The following is a 20,452-nucleotide window of genomic DNA, read 5'->3' as shown; positions in this document are numbered from 1 at the left end:
TGCGCCAGCCCGATTCCATCCCAAGGAAAACTGCATTTTCCTTGCGCTGCTTTGCAGCTATCCTTTTGCGGCTCCCGCCTGAGATCGAAGCGCATGGCACTCCGTTCTAAGGCGGCGAGCAAAACCGAATACAATTCCAGACCGTTCACCAAGAGCAATCTTGCTGGGCGGTCTTTTTGTTTGGGGGTGATGCCTATTCCGTGTCCGCATTTCAAAATTACCATCGTCAAGCGCAGCCAAGGGCAGTCCGCTGTTGCCGGGGCCGCTTACCAAAGCGGCGAACGGCTGTTCAGCGAGTACGACCAGAGAACAAAATTCTACAACAAGAAGAAAGAGCTTGTCCACGCTGAGATCATGCTGCCATCCTATGCGCCGCCCGGATATGCAGACCGGGCGACCCTCTGGAACGCCGTAGAAGCTGTGGAGAACCAGTGGAACTCCCAGCTTGCCCGGCGCATCGTGCTGGCGTTCCCGGTGGAGGTGCCGAAGGAACAGTATCTCTCCATGATAAAGGAATTTTGTCAGGAGCAGTTTGTTTCCAAAGGCATGATAGCCGACTTTGCCATCCACGACAAGGGAGATGATAACCCACACGCCCACATTCTGCTAACGCTCCGGGCAATGGACGAACACGGCAGGTGGCTTCCAAAAGCCCGAAAGGTCTACGACCTTGACGAGAACGGCGAGCGCATCCAACTCCCCTCCGGCAACTGGAAGTGTCACAAGGAAAACACGGTGGACTGGAACGACCAGAAGTACGCCGAGATCTGGCGGCATAGCTGGGAAACCATCACCAACCGCTATTTGGAAGCGGCTGGCCGCCCGGAACGTGTTGACCTGCGCTCCTTTGAGCGGCAGGGCATCCAGCAGATACCGACCGTCCATCTCGGTCCCGCTGCACACCAGATGGAAAAACGTGGCATCGAAACTTTTCTCGGCAATCTGAATCGTGATATTCGAGCCGCCAACAGCCTGATGCAGTCCATCCGCAGCGCCATCCGTGGGCTGCAACGCTGGATCGCAGACCTGAACGAAAAGAAGCAGCTTCTTCTGGACGCTCTGGAAAAGTCGAAGGAACCCACGTTGTCCGACCTGCTGGTGGATTATTTCAACCTTCGCAACGAGCAGCGCAGTGATTGGTCTGGCAAGGCAAAACTGAAATGCACTGTCCGGGACTTTGAGGAAGTCAAACGGGCGGTGGACTACCTGAAAGCCCATTCTCTGAACGCCATCGAGGATTTGGACACCGCAATTTCTAACCTGAACCAGACTGCCACCCCTCTCCGCAGGCAGTTGAAGCAGAACGAAAACCGTATGCGGGCAATCGCCCAGATCAAGGACGCTGCCGCCGTCCATGCCAAGCTGAAGCCCATCCATGACACCTTTATCAAGAAGAACTTCAAGCTGACCAAGGACGCTTATGCCGCCCAGCACAAGGAGGAACTTGACACCTTTAATAAAGCTGTCCGCACCCTGATGAAGCTGAACGGCCGCACAGCGGTGGACTTTTCGGCATTGGATGCCGAATTTTCTGCGCTGCAATCTGGCAGCGCAGAACTGCGTACCAAACTGGAAACCTTGCAGCCGGACATCTCTGCACTGAAAAATATCCGCAAGTATATCGACATGGTGCTGAATAAGCAGCAGCTTTCCGCACCGAACAGCAAGACCTCGGAAAAAGAATCGGTGCTGAAACAGCTGGAGCAGCTTCAGCAGAAAAAGTCCCACCACAAAGCGACTTCCACTACCCCAAACCGCGAAGAATCGCTCTAAACGATCTTTCTGTCACCGATACGCCGTTGCAATCAGTGGCAGAAATACATAATTCGTATGTTTTTTTGTTGGCCTTTGCCTGTTCTCGTCGGCTAGTGAGTAGAGGCGTACTTTTAAGGCAGAAATTTTCTCCAACACCCCCCATTTTAGGCCACTTTTTCTGTTAATAGTAGAAGCGCCTCTTTGAAAGCCGGTCATTTGTGACCTTTTTGTTAATTCTCAAAAAGATGGTTGTCTTTGGGCTGTTTTCGTTGCCTACCTATTGAGAGGATTTTTTCAAAAGCGGAGATTTGGTCTCAAGAATTACAATTCAATTACAAGTTTCTCACCAATGCTACGAAACAGGCGTTTTCGATGCCTACCAAGTGTAGGGCATCTTTTTCAAGACCATTCTTGGACTATTATGACGTTTTGTTTACAAAATTGCTTGCAATGCTACGAAATGGCCTTTTTCATCGGCTACCAAGTAGAAGGATGTTTTTGTCCGTCAAAGTCCAGAAATCTTCCATATGTTCCTTGACAAGTGAATAGTTCAATCGTCCGGTACTTCACAAAAGGTACTTCTGTAACTCGCAGCCCGGTCATAACGAAGACGGGGTGGCTGAAATGCCAATGGTGCGGTGCAAGCCCGCCGCCGGACGATTCCCCACTCCTAGGGAAGTCGAGGACCAATATGGGAGACCTTAACTTATTAACGCAGTTGAGCACTTGTTTCGTGCTTTTCTGCGACTGGAGAATTGGAACCCACCAATTCTCGTTACATACTCTTTGTTTCTGATTTCTGCTTCAGCTGGAGGTGATCAACATTTCAGAATATCTTACCACGCAAACTCTGCTGCCGCCGTTTCTCCCATACCCACGCTTCCTTTTGGAACTTGACCTGAGCCAGACTGCAAAAATGACTTATGTGCTGCTGCTCGACCGTGCCACGCTCTCGCAGAAAAATCTCTGGATAGATGAACGCGGTTTCGTGTTTGTCATTTTTACGATTTGCTCTTTGGCTGAGCAGCTAGGGCGCAGCACTGTCAGTGTTTCCAGTGCGCTTAAGGAATTGGACGCTGCAGGATTGATTGAGCGCAGACGAACGCGGTTTTCTTCGCCCAATCACATCTTTGTGAAAATTCCAAATGTTGAATAGTTCTGCGTTTTTCACGATTCAAGAACCGCCAAAATCACGATTCTGTGATGCAGATTCTTAATGGCATCTGCAAAAGAGATTTTTCCTATGCAGTATAGCAGCCTTTAAGACTGTATCGAAGAAAACTTTCACCTAACCAACGTAATAAAACAAAAAGAGAAAAACGAATAGAATCCATCCATTCCTTTCCGTATTTGCACCACATGAATGAGGAGGTCTGCCCTTGAACAAAGAAAAATCTGAGAAGAAGCCCACCACACGCAAACGTGCGCCGAGAAGTCCGAAGTCCGTGCGCCTGATCGTGGAACGCCATTATATCGGCAATGTGCCGATGAATACGCTTTTTCAGCGGCTTGCGGAAGAAGAAATTCGTAAAACTGCCGAATCGTATCTTGCCGCTGGCTAATTGGACGTTTTACTGCGGAAAAGGGCTTGCATCATCACGCAGCATCCGCTACAATGTGATTGATGAGGTCTCTTTTCCATTATGGAGGTATGCATGGAAAAGGACAAAAAAGTAACTGCTTTATACTGCCGGCTGTCAAAAGATGACGGTTCAAACAGCGAAAGCCTGAGCATCCGCACTCAAAAGGCGATGCTTATGGAGTATGCCACACGCAACGGTTTCGGGAATTGCCAGTTCTATGTCGATGATGGTTACAGCGGTACAAACTCTGACCGCCCTGCCTTTCAGGAACTTCTGGATGATATCCGGGAAGGAAAGGTGGCAACAGTCATTACCAAAGACCAGTCCCGACTTGGACGCAACCACATCGAAACCGGAACGTATATGGAAATCTTCTTTCCTGAACACGGTGTCCGCTATATTGCAATCAATGATGGTTATGATTCCAACGAGCAATCCCAGATGGATATTGCCCCGTTCCGAAACATCATCAATGAAATGTACGCCAAAGACACTTCCCGAAAAATCAAGAGTGCCCTTCGGACACGCAAGAAAAGCGGAAAGTATATCTCCAGCAACGCACCGTTTGGCTACCAGAAAGACCCTGCCGACCACAATCACCTTGTGATCGACCCGAACACCGCCCCTGTTGTTGAGTACATCTATTCAATGGCAGAGGAAGGGCTGGGGCTTCACCGCATCGCCAAGCGGCTCCACGATGAAAAAGTTCTGAAGCCGTGTTACTACAAGAAAGAGATGTTTGGCCGCTTTATTGATGATGAAAAGATGTATGATTGGGACAGTGCCTATATCAGTCAGGTTCTGCACAGCCCAGTCTACGCCGGACACATCATCTACGAAGCCAAGCCCACCGTGTCCATGAAATCCAAAAAGCGGCGTTATATTCCGTTTGAAGAACGCGCTATCGTTCCGAATACACATGAAGCAATCATCCCACAAGACCGCTGGGAAAACGTGCAGCGAATCCTTTACAGCCGTTCCGGTTGTTTTATGTGTGATAAGACCGACTACGACAATATCTTCAAGGGCATCGTCCGTTGTGCAGACTGCGGCAGAACGATGTTAGTCAAGGTCGAGCACAGGCGCAAACGCAACAGTGTTCTGGATCAGACCTTTTATTGTTGCAGCACTTATCGGAAATATGGTGCGAAAGCCTGTGACTCTCACAACTTGGAAGCCCGTGTTCTGCATGAAGCTGTCTTTGCGGACATTCAGGCACACGCAAAGGCCGCTGTGAGCAATCGGGAAGCCCTTGTGAAGAAGATTGCAAATCAGATGCACCTCCGGGTGTCCTCTGACCGGGCGCAGCACAAACGGGATTTGAAGCAGTGTAAAGCACGAATCGCAGAAATCGAAGACCTGTATGCAAAACTTTATGAGGACGTATCAAAGGGACTTCTCCCGGAGAAACGTTTTCAAATGCTTGCAGATCGCTACGACAAAGAACAGGCTGAACTGACCGAGAAGATTGAGCAGTACGAGCGGGAAGGCCGTGCTGAACACGATCAGCTGGACAAGATTCAGGATTTTATTGATGAAGTCAGCAAGTACGCTGGCATCACCGAACTGAACTATAAGATTCTGCATCAGCTGATTGACAAGATTCTGGTATCCAAAGCGGAAAAGGTCGATGGCGAATACGTCCAGAAAATCCAGATTTTCTACCGCTTTATCGGCCCATTGGATGCCATCGAGTAACAATGTCAGAAAAGTCACCTCCGAGAACTATCCTACAGAAGCAGGGCGTTGTACAAGTCCTCAAGGATGGGCATATTCTCCGGGCAGGGGTTCGCAAAATATTTGCGGTAAATCAGATGCACACAGCGGTCGATGACGGTTTTCTCCACCGGCAGCAGCCCTTCTTTGCCGCCCACCACCAGTTCACACAAAGAAAGAATAAAGTCAGCTTTCAGGGAAAGCGGATTATCTTCCTCCGAATAGTTGGCATTGATGTCCATGGGGTTGATAAACTGGGTGCTGTTGGGGCTGATTTTAATGACCTGACCCTTCAAACGATTCACCAGCGGTGAGTAATCGGCTGGGTCAGCGGTGTTACCACCGCCTTCCCGCCTAAGAACCGTACGTGACAGTTTCCCGTCATACGGCTCAAGCATTTCATCACTTTTTCAAGCGGTTCTCAGCATAAATTCTCTGACAGGCGCAATGAACGTAGCGCATATTACGAACATCTTCCACGCCAGTCTTTGCCTTTGGTGCAAGGTAGAAGATTTCTCTTTCTTCCGTTACATCCATCGGCATTCCGCAGTGGTAGCACAGCCCGTTCTGGTTTTTCCAAATCGTCTTGAATTTTCCAGTCAGCCGGTGCATTCCTTTATCGAATTTCCTTTTTTGGAAATACGCCTCCTCGAGGAACGGATTTGCAGTAGCTTTTATCTTGGTATGTCGCACAATGGCTGTGCTGTCCACCCGTATCAGCTCCTTGTTTTCCGTAGAGAACACCCAGTTCCGATTACCGACACGATGCCAGTATCTCGTGGAAATCCACCACTTGTTCTTCTTTGGGTGCCGTCTTTTAGCCCATCGCCACAGCAGTTCGTACAGGACATAGTCCAGATGCGCGAACGCATCACTTGCGCATACGGACTGGTGGTAATTAGTCCAACCTCGAATTTGTTCATTCAACTTCATAATCAGAACATCTTGCTGCCACGCTTTTCCTCTGCGGAGAATCGTGTCAGAGATATTGGAAACGATAGCCTTAACCGCCTTTTGGGAAGGCTTGATAATCAGCTTTTCGTTATACTTTCTGAAGTTCCAGCCGAGGAAGTCGAAACCATCGTCAATGTTGGTGACAACGGTCTTTTCATCAGAAAGTTCCAATCCGCGTTCAGCGAGAAACTCTCGAATCAGCTCCTTTGCTTCAAGAACCAGTTCAGGTGTTGCCGCTGTGACCACAAAATCGTCTGCATAGCGGACGAAGTTTACTTTGTGGGCATTCTTAAATCTTGAAACGACCTTACCGAGCGCGTTCGTGTGAAAGCGTTCGACCAGCTTCTTCTCGATACCATCCAGCGTCATGTTCGCCAGAATGGGGGAGATAATACCACCTTGCGGAGTTCCTTCCTCGGTAGGAAAGAGTTCGCGCTGATAGATAAATCCCGCCTTTAAGAACTGCTTCAAAATGTTCTTGTCCATGGGGATGTTCGCCAGAAGCCAATCATGGCTGATATGGTCGAAACAACCTTTGATGTCACCCTCCAAAACCCACTTCGGAGAAATGTGCTTGCGCGACAGTGCATTGAACAGATATTCGCAGGCATCCTGTGCGCATCTTCCTTTTCGGAAACCAAAGGATTTCCCATCTGCTGTTGTTTCCGCCACCGGCTCCAGTGCCAAAGCATAGAGAGCCTGCATTGCGCGGTCATACATTGTAGGAATGCCCAATGGACGCTTTTTCTTCTTGTCCTTCTTTTCGATATACACTCTACGGAGAGGACGCGCACGATACCCTTTATCTGTCAGCGATAGAACCGCTTTCATTTTCTTCGCCGGGGTGTTCCAGAGAACACCATCCACACCGGGAGTCTTGCGCCCATCGTTGGTAACGACACGCTTGACAGCCAGTGCTTTGGCGTAAAAGGAATGTGTCAGAAGATACTGAAGTCGTTTTACTGCGTTGTAGTCTTTTTGCTGAGTTGCCTTGACAATCCTGATTTGTAGCCTGTTGACTTCCTGCTCTGCCTTATGCCAGTCAATGTTTTTCCATTGGGCACTCAACATAGCTTCGTCCGACAGCTTCTCAGAAGTTTTACCTTCCGTCGTTGAATACTTATCGTTCACAGGAATACCTCCAATCTTGCCATGAAATACCCGGAATAAGTCAGCACCCTTTCAGGTCAGGGCAAATTTTGAACCCCTATGCTCACCGTTACAGTGAACCTTTCGCTTTTTATTCCATCTCATACCCTCTGCGCCATTTCTTCCTCTTGCGAGGTCGATACCTTTGTTCAAGGAACGCATAGGGTTTTCCACGTTCCACGTAATGCATAATTCTCGAATGCCTTAGCCGCCATCTTTGAACCGGGAGGATTTGTGTCCATTTGCTTCGGGGTAGCGAAAGGCCCCTCGGCCACCTCCAACACCTTTTGGTGTAGGTGTATCAGCCTTATTTCACCTATTCCCTGTAACGATCCTTACGATGATTCACATTACGTTCGACATAGCATTCTTTACCCTAACAGTACATCCGCTTTAGGCTGGCAGATTTCCCATATTGTCCTGTGAGCTTCCCAACGCCGGCTTTTGACCAGTGCAGGTCACAGTAGGGTTACTCCAAATGGATAGAGCAGTGTTTATACACAATACATTACGCGACTTCGTGTCGCACTTCGCCTTCGGGGTCGTTGATGATAATATCATCGTCCGTCACCAGAAACGCATTGGCAATTTCACGCTTTGCTGAGAAACTTTTGCCGGAGCCGGGAGTACCCAAAATCAGGCCATTGGGGTTCTTCAGCTTCTTCCGGTCCACCATGATCAGGTTGTTGGACAGGGCATTCAGGCCATAATACAGGCTTTCCTTACCGGACTGATACAATTCCTGCGTGGTAAACGGGATGAAGATAGCCGTGCTGCTGGTGGTCAGCCCTCGCTGAATCTCGATCTGGCAGTCAGCCAGCGGCAGGCTGCTCATCAGACCCTGCTCCTGCTGGAAGTCCAGTCGGCACAGGTTGCAGTTGTGCTTCTGGGCAATACTGGATGCCTGAAAAACATTGTTTTCCAGTTCCTGTTCAGTCCTGCCGGTGTTCAGCACCAAAAAAGTGACGAGGAACATCTCGACCTGTTTCGGGTACTGCCCCGGCGCGATTTGCAGGACAGAAAGAGTGTTTTCTTCCATTCCGCTTCCCCTCAGTCGATGCAGATGCAGGTCAGCGCATCCTCATCGACCATCAGCGTGACACTGGCGGTTTCCAGATACTTCTGGATGGCAAACATATCGCCCATGGTCAGGGGTGCGAACTTGCCATCGTCCGTATAGCGGTGGAAAATCACCGGCCCGGTCAGATACCGCTTGCCCATCAGCTTGATGACCTGTTTGGGATTGTAGCGGAAACCCAGCGGCTCCTCCTTGGAGATGCCGTAGCCGGCATCATCCTCGTCAAAGCAGGGCAGGATGTGCGGAGCCTCCTCCGGCTGAATTACGGTCAAATCCAGAACGGGCGACACGACGGCGAAAAAAACATCCGTACTGGCAAGCTCGTTCTGCATTGCCATGTGCATGAATGAAAAGAAGCCCGTCACCGCATCGTCGATGTGGTCGATCTTCTTGCTCATGGTGTCGATGGTCTTTGTGGTTTTGAAATCAATGGTGTTGTTCATAGGCGTTTCCTCCGTTATTTTTGCAAAATAAAAAGACCCGAATCGGGTCTCTTAGTTCAGTCTGCGCTCAACGCGCTTCTTCCTGCTTCTTCTGTTTTGCCTGCTGTTTTTTCAGCTGCCACTGGTCGAGCAGCTTGATGATGATGCTTTCCATCTGCCGGGGCGTGTAACTGCGTGGAAAGTATTTCCGCAGGGTTTCGTTTTTGATGGTCACAGTGTCCAGTTCGCTTTTCTTTTCCTCGTTCATAATGTCGTAGACAGCATCATAACTGAACTCGCTTTGCTGCGCCAGCTTCTTTATCCGTATGGCTTGCGAAAGAGAGGGCGCATTCTGGGAGGCATCCATTGCTTCTAAAAAATCTTGCTGCTGTTTTGCATCAAGATAAGACAATTCCACCGCAGGATTAAACGAGATTTTCTTCTCGTCCACCATGTCCAGCAGTTCAGGAACAAGGTTTGTCAGTCGGATAAAACGCTGGACTTGTCTGCCGCTTTCACCGCTTTCTTTTCCGATGATTTCAGCCGTTTCAAAATTCCCGACAACTTGTCGGGGATTTTCTTTTGACGGTCTACCGCTGGTTCTTCGCATTGCATCCAGCTTCATCTTGTACGCGAACGCCCGCTCACTGGGCAGGATGTGTTCACGCTGCAAGTTGGAATCGACCATCAAAATCGTGGCGGCATCATCCTCCATGTTGCGTACAATGACAGGCACGGTGTCCAGATGCGCAAGCTCTGCGGCGTGTTTCCGGCGATGCCCGGAGATGATCTCATAGCCGCCCTCTGGTCTGGGGCGGGCAATGAGCGGAGCCAGCACACCGAACTGCGAAATACTTTCCACCGTCCGGGTCATTGCATCATCATCCAGAACTTTGAATGGGTGGTTCTTAAACGGGAAAAGTTCATCCACAGGAATCTGCTGTACCTGCTCCCGCTGTTCTTCCTGCCGGGTCTCCTCCGAACTGAACAGGTCATCTAGTCCTTTCAGAGCTACGTTTAAGTCGTTTCTCGGCATCTGCCAACACCTCCTTTGCAAGAGATTGATAGGCCTCTGCCACCTTGCCCTTGGGGTCGTGCTTGAAAATGCTCTTGCCTGCGGCACTGGTTTCGGCGGCACGGACAGACCGGGGAATAGTCTGGTCGAACACCTTGATTTTACTGCCGTATGCTTGGCGTATCAGGGTGTCGATTTGCTTTCCGTAGTTGGTGCGGCTGTCCGTCATGGTGAGCAGGATACCCTCGATTTTTAATTTCGGGTTGATCTGCCGCCGCACTTTGCCGACTGTCTGCAAAAGCTGTTCCAGACCTTTGGCAGACAGATACTGTGCCTGTACAGGAATCAGTGTGGTGTCAGCCGCCGCCAAAGCATTGATGGTGAGCATCCCCAGAGAGGGCATACAGTCCAGTAGGATATAATCGTACTCCTGTTTTGCTCCGTCCAACACCTGTTTGAGCATCTTTTCTCGGTTCATGCTGTTCACCAGAGCTACTTCCAGCCCTGCCAGTTCGATGTTGGCAGGAATCAGGTCAACGCCTTCTGCATGGTGCAAAATGCCCTCGCCGGGCGGAATGGGCTGGTCGTTCATGGCTTTCTGCATCAGAGTGGACAGGGTGGTGGGAAGTTCATCGGGCTGCTGCCAGCCCATGCTAATGGTCAGCGACCCTTGAGGGTCAGCATCCACCAGCAGAACTTTCTTGCCCTCCATTGCCAGCCCGATACCCAGATTTTCACAGGTGGTGCTTTTCCCCACACCGCCTTTCTGGTTCGTGACGGCGATAACCGTTGCTTTCTTTGCGATAACATCACCCCACTTTCCGGGAACCGTGCGCAAAGTCATGGTTCGTTAAGTTCTGATAGTGTAGATTCATGGTCGTGGGCGCATTGTAGAGCGAGGCAAGCAGATACTGCTTCATGTTCCGCACGGGGGTGGCATTTTCGGCAAGGCTGTTCAGCACAAAGCGGATGTGGTCTGCATTCAGCTTTTTCAGCCGACTGCGCACCACCTCGGCGGGCTTATCGTCCCCGGCGATTCGTACCATCCTGCGCTTGGTTGCACAGGTGTCCACCAGCAAATCCACGATCTGATAGATGGTGTCCTCATCGTCCGGGAAAAGCCGAAGCAGCAGTTCAACCTCCAACACCTGATAAAAATAATCCTCAAGCTGTTCCCGAATGTCCTCTGAGTTGATAGGATCAGGTTTATTCATCTCTGTCTTATTCTTATCAGTCTTATTTGCTTGCGGTTTTTGCCGCTCCTGAACTGCGCTTTGGGCAACGCCTGAATTGCTGTTTGCGCAATTCAGATTGTGCGTTTTTGACAGCCCTGTGGTGAAGTCTTTGACGTAGATCAGGCTGGGTCTGCCCAGACCGCGCCGCTTGCGCTCGATTAGGTCGATTTGTTCCAGTTCCCGGAACAGCTTGACCGCCTTGTGTTCGGCGCAGCAGAGCGATTCCTGCACTTCCCGGACAGTGTAGATGATATACACTCGCCCCTGCTTGTCCATCCAGCCGCTTTTGACCGACAGGCTCATGCGGTCGAGCAGGATACCGTACAGCGTCCGGGCATCCGTGGAGAGCTGCCGGAAACGGCTGTCCTGAAACAATGCCTTTGGGATGCGGAAGTAGGAAAACAGTTCGCCCGACTGCCCATAGAAATAGTCGAGCGTCATTTGGTGTGTCCTCGGATTTTCAACTGTGAGTGCTTCTTCATGTGGAAACCTCCTTTGACTATTTCAGGGTAAAAGAAAAAGCGCACTTCCGGATTGGAAAGTGCGCTATGTAAGAATATTCTGATTCAGTTGCTCTTGCGATGCTGTTCCAGATAATCGTCCAGAATGTCCAGATCAATAATCGCCATCTTTTTTATGCGGAGTAGTGCGTGAGCTTCCTGTGCCAGCTTTCGGAACGAAATCTTGCCCATCGAATAGAGAGCCATTCCTTCTTCGTAGCCGACGTATCTCTTTTTCTTTTTGGCTAGAATTTTTTCCAGTTCGGGAACTTCAAACAAAGCTGTCGTATGTTCCATGACATTCTTCTCCTTTGTCAAGGGTAGTGGTATACTTGCGTTATCAGGATATAGAAAGAGGACACCTCACGGTCAGCAATCGCTGATGGTGAAATGTCCTCTTGGCTGTTTTCTCGTTTACAGTTCTCTGCTGGTAGCCAGAATGCGAGAATCTGTCTGTACTAACAGGGATTTTTCTGCATCTCCGTCAGTCCATGCGGAAATCCGTCAAGGATGTCAGCTTTCTGACACTTTCCGTGTCGGAATCCGCGATGTATTTCATTGTCGGAGACACAAAGATTATCACGTAGCTCAGTTGGATTCGGGGCGCATCGTGGGGAACAGCAGCACATCGCGGATGGAGGCGCTGTCGGTGAGCAGCATCACCAGACGGTCCACGCCGAAGCCCAGACCGCCCGTGGGGGGCAGGCCGTACTCCAGTGCGTTCACGTAGTCGTAGTCCACCTGTGCCTTGCAGTCGGGCTCGATGGCCTTGCGCTCGGCTACCTGACGCTCGAAGCGGCCCTTCTGGTCGATGGGGTCGTTCAGCTCGCTGAAGGCGTTGCCGTACTCGGTGCAGTCGATGAAATACTCAAAGCGCTCGGTGAAGGCGGGGTCGTCCGGCTTGCGCTTTGCCAGCGGGCTGATCTCCACGGGATAGTCGTAGATAAAGGTGGGCTGGATCAGCTTGTCCTCCACAAAGGCGTCGAAGAACTCGGCCAGAATGGCACCCTTGGTGGGCACCTCGGGCAGCTCCACGTGGTGCTCCTTGGCGGAGGCGATGGCGTCCTCGTCAGACTTCCAGTCGTTGAAGTCCACGCCGGAATACTTCTTCACGGCTTCCACCATGGTCAGGCGCTCCCAGTGGCTCATGTCGATCTGCTTGCCCTGATAGGGGATGACCATGCTGCCGCAGATCTTCTGGGCAAGGCGCTTGTACAGCTCCTCCACCAGATCCATCATGCCGTGGAAGTCGGTGAAGGCCTGATACAGCTCGATGCTGGTGAATTCCGGGTTGTGCTTGGGGTCCATGCCCTCGTTGCGGAAGATGCGGCCCACCTCATACACGCGGTCCATGCCGCCCACGATCAGGCGCTTGAGGTACAGCTCGGTCTCGATGCGCAGCACCATGTCCATGTTCAGGCTGTTGTGATGGGTGTAGAAGGGGCGTGCGGAGGCGCCGATCTCGAAGGGGGTCAGGATGGGGGTGTCCACCTCCAGGAAGCCCTTCTCGTCCAGATAGGCGCGGATCTCCTTCAGGATCTGGCTGCGCTTCACGAAGGTGTCCTTCACCTCGGGGTTGGCGATCAGGTCCACATAGCGCTGACGGTAGCGCATCTCGGTGTCGGTCAGGCCGTGGAACTTCTCGGGCAGGGGGCGCAGGCTCTTGGCCAGCAGGGTCAGCTCGGTGGCGCGGACGCTCAGCTCGCCGGTCTTGGTGCGGAACACCTCGCCCTTCACGCCGATGATATCGCCCACGTCCAGCTTCTTGAAGGCGGCGTAGGACTCCTCGCCCAGCTCGTCGCGGCGGACGTACAGCTGAATGTCGCCCTTATCGTCCCGCAGGTGGGCAAAGCTTGCCTTGCCCATCACGCGCTTGGACATCATGCGGCCTGCAAGGGCCACGGTCTTGCCGCTGTCGGTCTCGTTGGGCAGGGCGGCAAACTCTTCCTTCAGGTCGGCAGAGTAGGCGTCCTGCGGATACTTGGTCAGGGTAAAGGGGTCGCGGCCTGCGGCCTGCAGGTCAGCCAGCTTCTGGCGGCGCACCTGCACCTGCTCGCTCTCGGACAGGCCCTGTGCGGGGTTCTTCTTTTGCTCTTCCATGATTACTCCTACTTAGTTTGCTGCGTGGGAAATGCGCAGCACAGTGTACTCCACCGTGTGGCCGGTGGGCAGCAGAACTTCGGCCTTGGCACCCACGGCCTTGTTCAGCAGGGCGTGGCCCACGGGGCTCTCGTCGCTGATCTTGCCATTCAGGGGGTCGGCCTCGGTGCGGCCCACGATATCGTATTCTTCGGTCTCGTCCTCACCGGTCATCCGGATGACCACATGGGTGCCCACAGACACGCTGTCCACACTCAGCTCGCTCTCATCAATGACGACAGCGTTCTTGATCATCTGCTCCAGCTCGGTGATGCGGTTCTCCACCAGACCCTGGGTGTTCTTGGCCTCGTCGTACTCGCTGTTCTCAGACAGGTCGCCGTGGCTGCGTGCTTCCTTGATCTCTTCAGCCAGCTCCTTGCGGCGGACCGTTTTGAGGTATTCCAGTTCCTCCTGCATTGCCTTCAGACCGGCGGCGGACATCTTGATCTCTTGTGCCATTTTGAGAATCTCTCCTTGTCTATTTGTTTTGCACAGCCGCAAAGCCGCACAATAATGCCATTTTGACTACATTATTATAATAGCAAGCCGGGTCTTTGTCAACAAAAAAGGCGGTGCTGGGGAGGAAAAACAAAAAAGCGGCAGCGGGTACGGTATGATCGTACGCTGTCGCTTTTTGTTGTATTGGGTCAGAGCTTGTGTTATACTGGCACTGCGGCCCTTCTGGCATCCTGTACGGGTTGCGGCTCCCTGCATCTGCTTCGTGCCTTGGGCGGCACTCGCATCCTGCAGGCCGCGGCCCCAACAGCTCCTCCCTGTTTCCGCCGCTGGCGGCGGTCGTCGCCGTTGCAGCGGAAGTAGTAGCATACTATCTCTGCAAGTGGCTTGACAGCCTGATGTGCAAGGGCAGTAAGCACTAACACAAGAACCCCCTCGGAGCGGCAACTCCGAGGGGGTTTGTTTTTGCATGGAATCCCATGGAAATAGGCCTTATCGCGTTGCCTACCTTCAGTATATGCAATCCGGCGCAAAAGTCAAGCAGGCAGATAAAAATTAACAATTTGCCGTTGGAATGGCCCGCAAAAACCCCCGCTGACAGAGGGAAAAGTGTCAACGGGGGTCAGGGTGATGTCATATTTCGGTGGGAACTCCCTCAGTCAGAACCTGACGGTTCTGCCAGCTCCCTCCATGATGGAGCCTGAGGCCCCCTCTCCGAGGGGGCTGCCGCCGGTCAGGCGGCTGGGGAGTTAGCTCGCTCAGTCGTCGGCGGCTTCGTCCAGGTTGCCCAGCTTTTTGGCCTGCTCCACCACGGCGGGCACCAGCATCTCGGGCAGGGTCTCGTAGCGGGCGAACTCGGTGGTGAACCAGCCGCGGCCCTGGGTCGTCTGCCGGATAAAGGTGGTAAAGTTGGCCAGCTCTGCCAGCGGCACTTCCGCAATGATGGTCTGCATGCCGTCCTCGTCCGGCTCCATGCCCAGCACGCGGCCCCGGCGCTTGGTCACGTCGCCCATGATGTCGCCGGTGTTGTCGTTGGGCACATGGGCCTTCAGGGTGTGGATGGGCTCCAGAATGATCGGCCCGGCCTCGGGCATGGCGGCCTTGTAGGCCAGCTTTGCGGCCATGATAAAGGCCATTTCAGAGCTGTCCACCGGGTGGTAGCTGCCGTCCAGCAGGGTGGCCTTCAGGCCCACCACGGGGTAGCCTGCCAGCACGCCCTTTTCGGCGGCAAGGCGCACGCCCTTTTCCACGGCGGGGAAGAAGTTCTTGGGCACGCTGCCGCCGAACACCTTCTCCTCAAACACCACCTGCTCGCTGTCGCAGGGCTCGAAGTTGATGATAACGTCACCGAACTGGCCGTGGCCGCCGGTCTGCTTCTTGTGGCGGCCCTGCTTCTGGCAGGCCTTGCGGATGGACTCACGGTAGGCGATGCGGGGTGCTTCCAGACCGATCTCCACGCCAAACTTGTTCTTCAGCTTGGCCTTCACCACGTCCAGATGCTGCTCGCCCAGACCGCCGATGACCTGCTGATGGGTCTCGGCGTTGTTCTGGTAGCTCAGGGTGGGGTCCTCTTCCATCAGGCGGGCCAGTGCGCTGGAGATCTTGCCCTCGTCGCCCTTCTTGGCCACGGTGACGGCCATGAACAGGCTGGGCTGCGGGAACACGGGGGCCGGCAGCTTCACCACACGGTCAGCGTCGCACAGGGTGTCGCCGGTCTTGGCGCTCACCAGCTTTGCCACGGCGCCGATGTCACCGGCAATGATGCCGTCCGAGTCCACCTGCTTCTTGCCGATGACGGTGAGGGGCTTGGTGATCTTTTCCACGTCACCGGTGCGGGCGTTGGTCAGCGGTTCACCGGCGGTCACCTTGCCGCTGACCACCCGCAGGTAGCTCAGCTTGCCCACAAAGGGGTCGGCCACGGTCTTGAAGACGTAGGCGGCGGTGGGCTCGTCCACGGTGCAGTGCAGCTCCACCGGCTCGCCGTCGGCATCCTCGGCCAGCGTGCTGGCTTCGTGCTCCGGGCTGGGCAGCAGCTTGTGCATGTTGAACAGCAGCATATCCAGCGCCTGCTGGTTCACGGCGCTGCCGCAGAACACGGGGGTGATCAGGCCGTCCTTGACGCCCTTGCGCATGCCTTCCACGATCTCCTCGGTGGTAAAGGCCTCGCCGCCGAAGAACTTTTCCATCAGCTCATCGTCGGTTTCGGCGATGGCTTCGCTCATGGCCTCGATCAGGCCCTGAAAACGGTGGCCGATGTCCGGCAGGTCCACCTGGATCTGCTTGCCGCCCTCGTACTTGAAGGCCTTCTGGCTGAACAGGTTGATGTACACGGGGGTGCCGTCGTCCAACTTGGCGGGCACCACGCAGGGGCAGACGGTGGAGCCGAACTTGATCTTCATGTCCTCCAGGATCTTGAAGTAGTTGGCGTTTTCCAGATCGCACTTGGAGACGAAAACCATCGTAGCCTTGTTGTTCTTGCGGGCCAGCTGGAACGCCTTCTCGGCACCCACGGTGACGCCGCTGCGGCCGGACACCACTACCAGCACGCTCTCGGCGGCACGGATGCCCTCATACTCGCCGGCCTCGAAGTCGAACAGGCCCGGGGCGTCGATCAGGTTGTACTTGATGCCCTCGTACTCCACCGGCACTACAGACGCCGACAGGCTGGCCTTGCGCTTTGCTTCCTCGGGGTCAAAGTCCGAAATCGTGGTGCCGTCCTCGACCCGGCCCATACGCTCGGCAGCGCCCGAAAAATAGACCAGCGCCTCGGTGAGCGTGGTCTTGCCGCTGCCGGCATGACCGGCAATCAGGATATTGCGGATGTTGTTGCTTGCGTATTTCATATCGGTTTTTCCCTCATTTCCGCCGCACGGAGCATTCTCTCCGCTTTTGTGGCATATTTTACAAAGATAATACCACACTCAAAACGATTTTTAAATATATCGTTTGAAAAAAGCCGGTCAAATGCCTGCCAAACTTCAGGGCAGTGTTTTGTGCAAGTTGACACTGGGGGAGATTTCCCCGCAGAAAAAGCAAGCCCCCGGTGCCGCACACAGGTGCGATGCCGGGGGTGTTTTCGTTGCAAAGCGTATGATTTTATGGTATGCTGTAGATGCCGCTTCGGCGGCGATCAGGTGCTGTCTGCATTGCAGGTGGTCATGCTCCCGTACCAGCTCGCTGAACCATTCCATGGAGTGAATCAGGCATGAGCCGGAAAAGGAACTTTTTTGTAAAAGCAAGTCTTCCCGGTGCCTGACGGCAAAGGGGGGATGCCCAATGACGCTGCTGGAAACTCTGGCGCTGCTGACGCTCGTCGTTACCGTGATTTACGGGACGGTGAACATTACATTGCAAGTGTTACAGTACATCGAAAGCAAGCATAACAAAAAAGATTGACTGCCCAGCCTCGCAAACTCGTGCAGTCAATCTCTTTTGACAAACGGGTACGGGAGCTGACCATTGCAGTCAGCACCTTTTCTATTCGTAGTATAGTGTATTTTACCGGGTTTGTCAAGCAGCGGCCGCCGGGGGTGTTTTCGTTGCAAAGCGTATGATTTTATGGTATGCTGTAGATGCCGCTTTGGCGGCAAGGGCGTTGACCCAAAACGCAAGGCGGCTCTGTGTCCTCACTGGTTCTGCATGTTCACCCCAGAGTGAAGCAGGTGTCAGGAGGGCAGCTTTTTGAAGTGATCTCTCCGGATGCTTTCGGCGGAAGGAGGGATGTTGGATGTCGATCTCCGAGATTCTGATGCTGCTGACGCTTATCGTCACCATTGTACATGTGACTTTTGAAATCACATGGAAACTCGAGCAGAGAGAAAAACACCATGACAACGACAAAAAGAAAAAGTGACCGCCAACGCTTCCCCAAGCCGCGGTCACTTGATCTTTTGGTCATCTGATCCATGAGGAGCGGAGCCGTTTTGCCGGGCAGCGCTCTTTCTATTCGTAGTATAGTGTATTTTACCGGGTTTGTCAAGCGGCGGGCCCGCTGCCAGAACAGGAGGTTTTTCCGCGATGAAACGTACCGATTACATCAACTGGGATGAATATTTCATGGGCATTGCGCTGCTCACGGCCATGCGCTCCAAGGACCCCAACAGTCAGGTGGGCGCGTGCATCGTCAGCCCGGAAAACAAGATCCTGTCGCTGGGCTACAACGGTATGCCCATCGGCTGCAGCGACGACGAGATGCCGTGGGAGCGGGAGGGCGACCCGCTGGACACCAAGTATATGTATGTCTGCCATGCAGAGCTGAACGCCATCCTCAACAGCGCCCACAACAACCTGAAGGGGGCACGGGTGTACGTGACCCTGTTCCCCTGCAACGAGTGCACCAAGGCCATCATCCAGTCCGGCATTGCCGAGGTGGTGTACTACGGCGATAAATACCACGACAGCGATTCCAGCGTGGCGGCGCGGTTCATGTTCAAAAAGGCCGGCGTGAAGCTGACTGCCTACACCCCCACCGGACGCCGGGCCGAGCTGGAGCTGTAAAGTGTGAATTTTTTCATAGCATCTTGACTTTTGCGCCGGATCGCATATACTAAAGATAGAAAGTTGGTAAGGTTAGATCACCGGCTCACAAAAAGCGAACCCCCGCAGAGTTGCAGCTCCGCGGGGGTTCTTTGTGCTTACTTGCCCTTTCTGTGACTCTCAAGCCACTTGCACAGGTAGGTTGCAGCTACCTGCGCTGCGACAGCCACGATAAAGTTGGTAAAAATATCGATCATCCGGCTCACCTCCCTTCTGTTGCCAGAATGGAGAAGGGCAGCACGATCAGTATAACATATCCGACAGGGTATTGCAATTTTTACAGGATATCTGTATAATAGAAATACAGCTCGAATAAATATTCAATAATACTTGCATAGAGAGGGAAATATACAATGAGTCTGAAGAACCGCAGCTTTTTGAAGCTATTGGACTACACCCCTGCCGAGATGGAGGAACTGCTGGACCTTGCCGCCGACCTGAAAGCAAAAAAGAAGGCCGGCATCCGCCACAATGACCAGCTTGCGGGCAAAAACATTGCCCTGATCTTTGAAAAGACCTCCACCCGCACCCGCTGCAGTTTTGAGGTGGCCGCACACGATCTGGGCATGGAAGTGACCTACCTTGATCCCTCCGGCAGCCAGATCGGCAAAAAGGAGTCCATTGCCGACACCGCCCGGGTGCTGGGCCGCATGTTTGACGGCATCGAGTACCGGGGCTACGGCCAGCAGATCGTGGAAGATCTGGCCCGCTACGCCGGCGTCCCGGTGTGGAACGGCCTGACCAACGAGTTCCATCCCACCCAGATCCTGGCCGACTTCCTCACCATCCGGGAGCATTTTGGTCACCTGAAGGGCATCCACTTCGTTTACTTTGGCGATGCCCGCTACAACATGGGCAACAGCCTGATGGTGGGCTGCGCCAAGATGGGCCTGCACTTCACCGCCTGCGCACCCAAAAAGTACCAGCCGGACCCGGCCCTTGTGGCACAGTGTCAGGCCATTGCTGCCCAGACCGGCGCCACCCTCACCTTTGAGGAGGACCCTGCTAAAGCCGCCAAGGGTGCCGATGTGCTGTACACCGATGTGTGGGTGTCCATGGGCGAGCCGGTGGAGGTCTGGGCCGAGCGGATCAACGACCTGGCTGCGTACCAGATCAATCAGCAGCTGATGGACATTGCAGGCCCCCACGCCGTATTCATGCACTGCCTGCCCGCCTTCCACGACCACAAGACCACCGTGGGCAAGGAGATGGGCGAGCGCTTTGGCCGCGACGCCATGGAAGTGACCGATGAAGTGTTTGAAGGCCCCCAGAGCATCGTGTTCGACGAGGCCGAGAACCGGATGCACACCATCAAGGCCGTCATGGCAGCGACCCTTGGCTACGAGAAATGATGGATTCCGCTTGTGCGGAATATGAATGTGCTACGCAAACAGAAACAGGCTGTTGGAACAGGAATCCAACAGCCTGTTTTTGTATGATCTGTGCCAGACCGTCTATCTCTCGCCGCAGATCTGTATACCCGCAGGCGATGTAGATGCTTGCCTCTCCATGGAGTGCTGCGTCTCTGTATTTTTCAGACTGCTCTCAAAAACACATTTTTCCATGGTGCTATTTTCGCACTTTGGCGCGGGCGGGGAAAGACATGGTTTCATTAGGCGGGTGCTGTTCGAGCCCCTGCGTGTGATGCATGATGGCCTTTCGATTTTTAGAGCGTTAATTCGTCAAATAGATGAAATTTGCTACAGATCTGCTGCAAACGGCAGTTTTTCGACTTGCATCAGTAACCTGTTTTTTTATATTCTCACTGGCCAAACTTTCAACTCCTATACTCTCCCCTCGCTAAAAAAGTCTCAAATGTTTTGTGTGGTTTGATGATAGTATTTTCAGTTGACGTATGATACACTGAATTTTAAAGAGTTATTCAGTTGTACTGTGACTACTTATCTAAGCATT

Annotated in this window: 17 protein-coding genes and 2 pseudogenes; 8 read left to right on the top strand and 11 right to left on the bottom strand. The window is 53.2% G+C overall.

Annotated features, from left to right (window positions below):
• The first annotated feature begins 195 nt into the window (after positions 1-195).
• The 4 genes from mobQ to ACKXF9_RS04925 all read left to right on the top strand — a co-directional run bounded on the left by mobQ (position 196) and on the right by ACKXF9_RS04925 (position 5,036).
• Complete coding sequence (gene mobQ, locus ACKXF9_RS04940) at positions 196-1,773, top strand: MobQ family relaxase (protein WP_418265868.1); 1,578 nt, start codon at positions 196-198, stop codon at positions 1,771-1,773.
• An 868-nt stretch (positions 1,774-2,641) separates the two neighbouring features.
• Positions 2,642-2,911, top strand: coding sequence for a replication initiator protein A (locus ACKXF9_RS04935; RefSeq protein WP_162789037.1), 270 nt, complete (start codon positions 2,642-2,644; stop codon positions 2,909-2,911).
• Positions 2,912-3,134: 223 nt separating this feature from the next.
• Positions 3,135-3,317, top strand: coding sequence for a hypothetical protein (locus ACKXF9_RS04930; protein ID WP_005924684.1), 183 nt, complete (start codon positions 3,135-3,137; stop codon positions 3,315-3,317).
• A 93-nt stretch (positions 3,318-3,410) separates the two neighbouring features.
• On the top strand, positions 3,411-5,036 hold the full coding sequence (locus ACKXF9_RS04925; RefSeq protein WP_418265479.1) for a recombinase family protein: 1,626 nt from the start codon (positions 3,411-3,413) through the stop codon (positions 5,034-5,036).
• Positions 5,037-5,074: 38 nt separating this feature from the next.
• On the opposite strand, the pseudogene ACKXF9_RS04920 reads toward ACKXF9_RS04925, so the two are convergent.
• From ACKXF9_RS04920 to ACKXF9_RS04870, 11 genes and pseudogenes are all read right to left on the bottom strand, one after another.
• A pseudogene (locus tag ACKXF9_RS04920) lies at positions 5,075-5,383 on the bottom strand (VirB4-like conjugal transfer ATPase); the annotation flags it as partial.
• Positions 5,384-5,456: 73 nt separating this feature from the next.
• The gene (ltrA, locus tag ACKXF9_RS04915) at positions 5,457-7,139 is read right to left on the bottom strand and encodes a group II intron reverse transcriptase/maturase (RefSeq protein WP_418265478.1); all 1,683 of its coding nucleotides are present in this window, start codon (positions 7,137-7,139) and stop codon (positions 5,457-5,459) included.
• 547 nt (positions 7,140-7,686) lie between these two features.
• Positions 7,687-8,133, bottom strand: a pseudogene (locus tag ACKXF9_RS04910) (VirB4-like conjugal transfer ATPase); the annotation flags it as partial.
• Positions 8,134-8,207: 74 nt separating this feature from the next.
• Positions 8,208-8,678 carry a hypothetical protein gene (locus tag ACKXF9_RS04905; RefSeq protein WP_317333971.1) on the bottom strand — a complete coding sequence of 157 codons (471 nt, stop codon included), beginning with the start codon at positions 8,676-8,678 and terminating at the stop codon, positions 8,208-8,210.
• A 67-nt stretch (positions 8,679-8,745) separates the two neighbouring features.
• Positions 8,746-9,693, bottom strand: a complete 948-nt coding sequence (locus tag ACKXF9_RS04900; protein WP_418265867.1) for a ParB/RepB/Spo0J family partition protein — start codon at positions 9,691-9,693, stop codon at positions 8,746-8,748.
• Positions 9,650-10,516 carry a ParA family protein gene (locus tag ACKXF9_RS04895; protein ID WP_418265477.1) on the bottom strand — a complete coding sequence of 289 codons (867 nt, stop codon included), beginning with the start codon at positions 10,514-10,516 and terminating at the stop codon, positions 9,650-9,652. Before ACKXF9_RS04895 ends, ACKXF9_RS04900 begins: the two co-directional genes overlap by 44 nt.
• On the bottom strand, positions 10,482-11,348 hold the full coding sequence (locus tag ACKXF9_RS04890; RefSeq protein ID WP_418265476.1) for a DUF6017 domain-containing protein: 867 nt from the start codon (positions 11,346-11,348) through the stop codon (positions 10,482-10,484). The genes ACKXF9_RS04895 and ACKXF9_RS04890 overlap by 35 nt, the downstream gene beginning before the upstream one ends.
• Before the next feature lie 125 nt (positions 11,349-11,473).
• Positions 11,474-11,704: a DUF6462 family protein gene (locus ACKXF9_RS04885; RefSeq protein ID WP_317332644.1), complete on the bottom strand. Its 231-nt coding sequence runs from the start codon at positions 11,702-11,704 to the stop codon at positions 11,474-11,476.
• A 291-nt stretch (positions 11,705-11,995) separates the two neighbouring features.
• Complete coding sequence (gene lysS / locus ACKXF9_RS04880) at positions 11,996-13,507, bottom strand: lysine--tRNA ligase (protein ID WP_418265475.1); 1,512 nt, start codon at positions 13,505-13,507, stop codon at positions 11,996-11,998.
• A gap of 12 nt (positions 13,508-13,519) precedes the next feature.
• Entirely contained in the window at positions 13,520-14,005 is a 486-nt protein-coding gene (gene greA, locus ACKXF9_RS04875) for a transcription elongation factor GreA (protein ID WP_249238024.1), read from the bottom strand.
• 755 nt (positions 14,006-14,760) lie between these two features.
• Positions 14,761-16,845, bottom strand: coding sequence for an elongation factor G (locus ACKXF9_RS04870; RefSeq protein WP_418265474.1), 2,085 nt, complete (start codon positions 16,843-16,845; stop codon positions 14,761-14,763).
• Between the two features lie 884 nt (positions 16,846-17,729).
• On the opposite strand from ACKXF9_RS04870, the gene ACKXF9_RS04865 reads away from it, so the two are divergent.
• The 4 genes from ACKXF9_RS04865 to ACKXF9_RS04850 all read left to right on the top strand — a co-directional run bounded on the left by ACKXF9_RS04865 (position 17,730) and on the right by ACKXF9_RS04850 (position 20,371).
• The gene (locus tag ACKXF9_RS04865) at positions 17,730-17,855 is read left to right on the top strand and encodes a hypothetical protein (protein WP_256469117.1); all 126 of its coding nucleotides are present in this window, start codon (positions 17,730-17,732) and stop codon (positions 17,853-17,855) included.
• Positions 17,856-18,019: 164 nt separating this feature from the next.
• Positions 18,020-18,499, top strand: a complete 480-nt coding sequence (locus tag ACKXF9_RS04860; protein ID WP_249238021.1) for a deoxycytidylate deaminase — start codon at positions 18,020-18,022, stop codon at positions 18,497-18,499.
• 392 nt (positions 18,500-18,891) lie between these two features.
• Positions 18,892-19,890 carry an ornithine carbamoyltransferase gene (argF, locus tag ACKXF9_RS04855; RefSeq protein WP_418265473.1) on the top strand — a complete coding sequence of 333 codons (999 nt, stop codon included), beginning with the start codon at positions 18,892-18,894 and terminating at the stop codon, positions 19,888-19,890.
• A 52-nt stretch (positions 19,891-19,942) separates the two neighbouring features.
• Complete coding sequence (locus ACKXF9_RS04850) at positions 19,943-20,371, top strand: hypothetical protein (RefSeq protein WP_418265472.1); 429 nt, start codon at positions 19,943-19,945, stop codon at positions 20,369-20,371.
• Positions 20,372-20,452 lie beyond the last annotated feature (81 nt).

It is taken from the genome of Faecalibacterium sp. 9, from assembly GCF_048320955.1.
In the GTDB taxonomy this organism is placed as follows: domain Bacteria; phylum Bacillota; class Clostridia; order Oscillospirales; family Ruminococcaceae; genus Faecalibacterium; species Faecalibacterium wellingii.
Note: the sequence above shows the minus strand (reverse complement) of the source record. Positions and strands in the feature narration are given on the sequence as shown.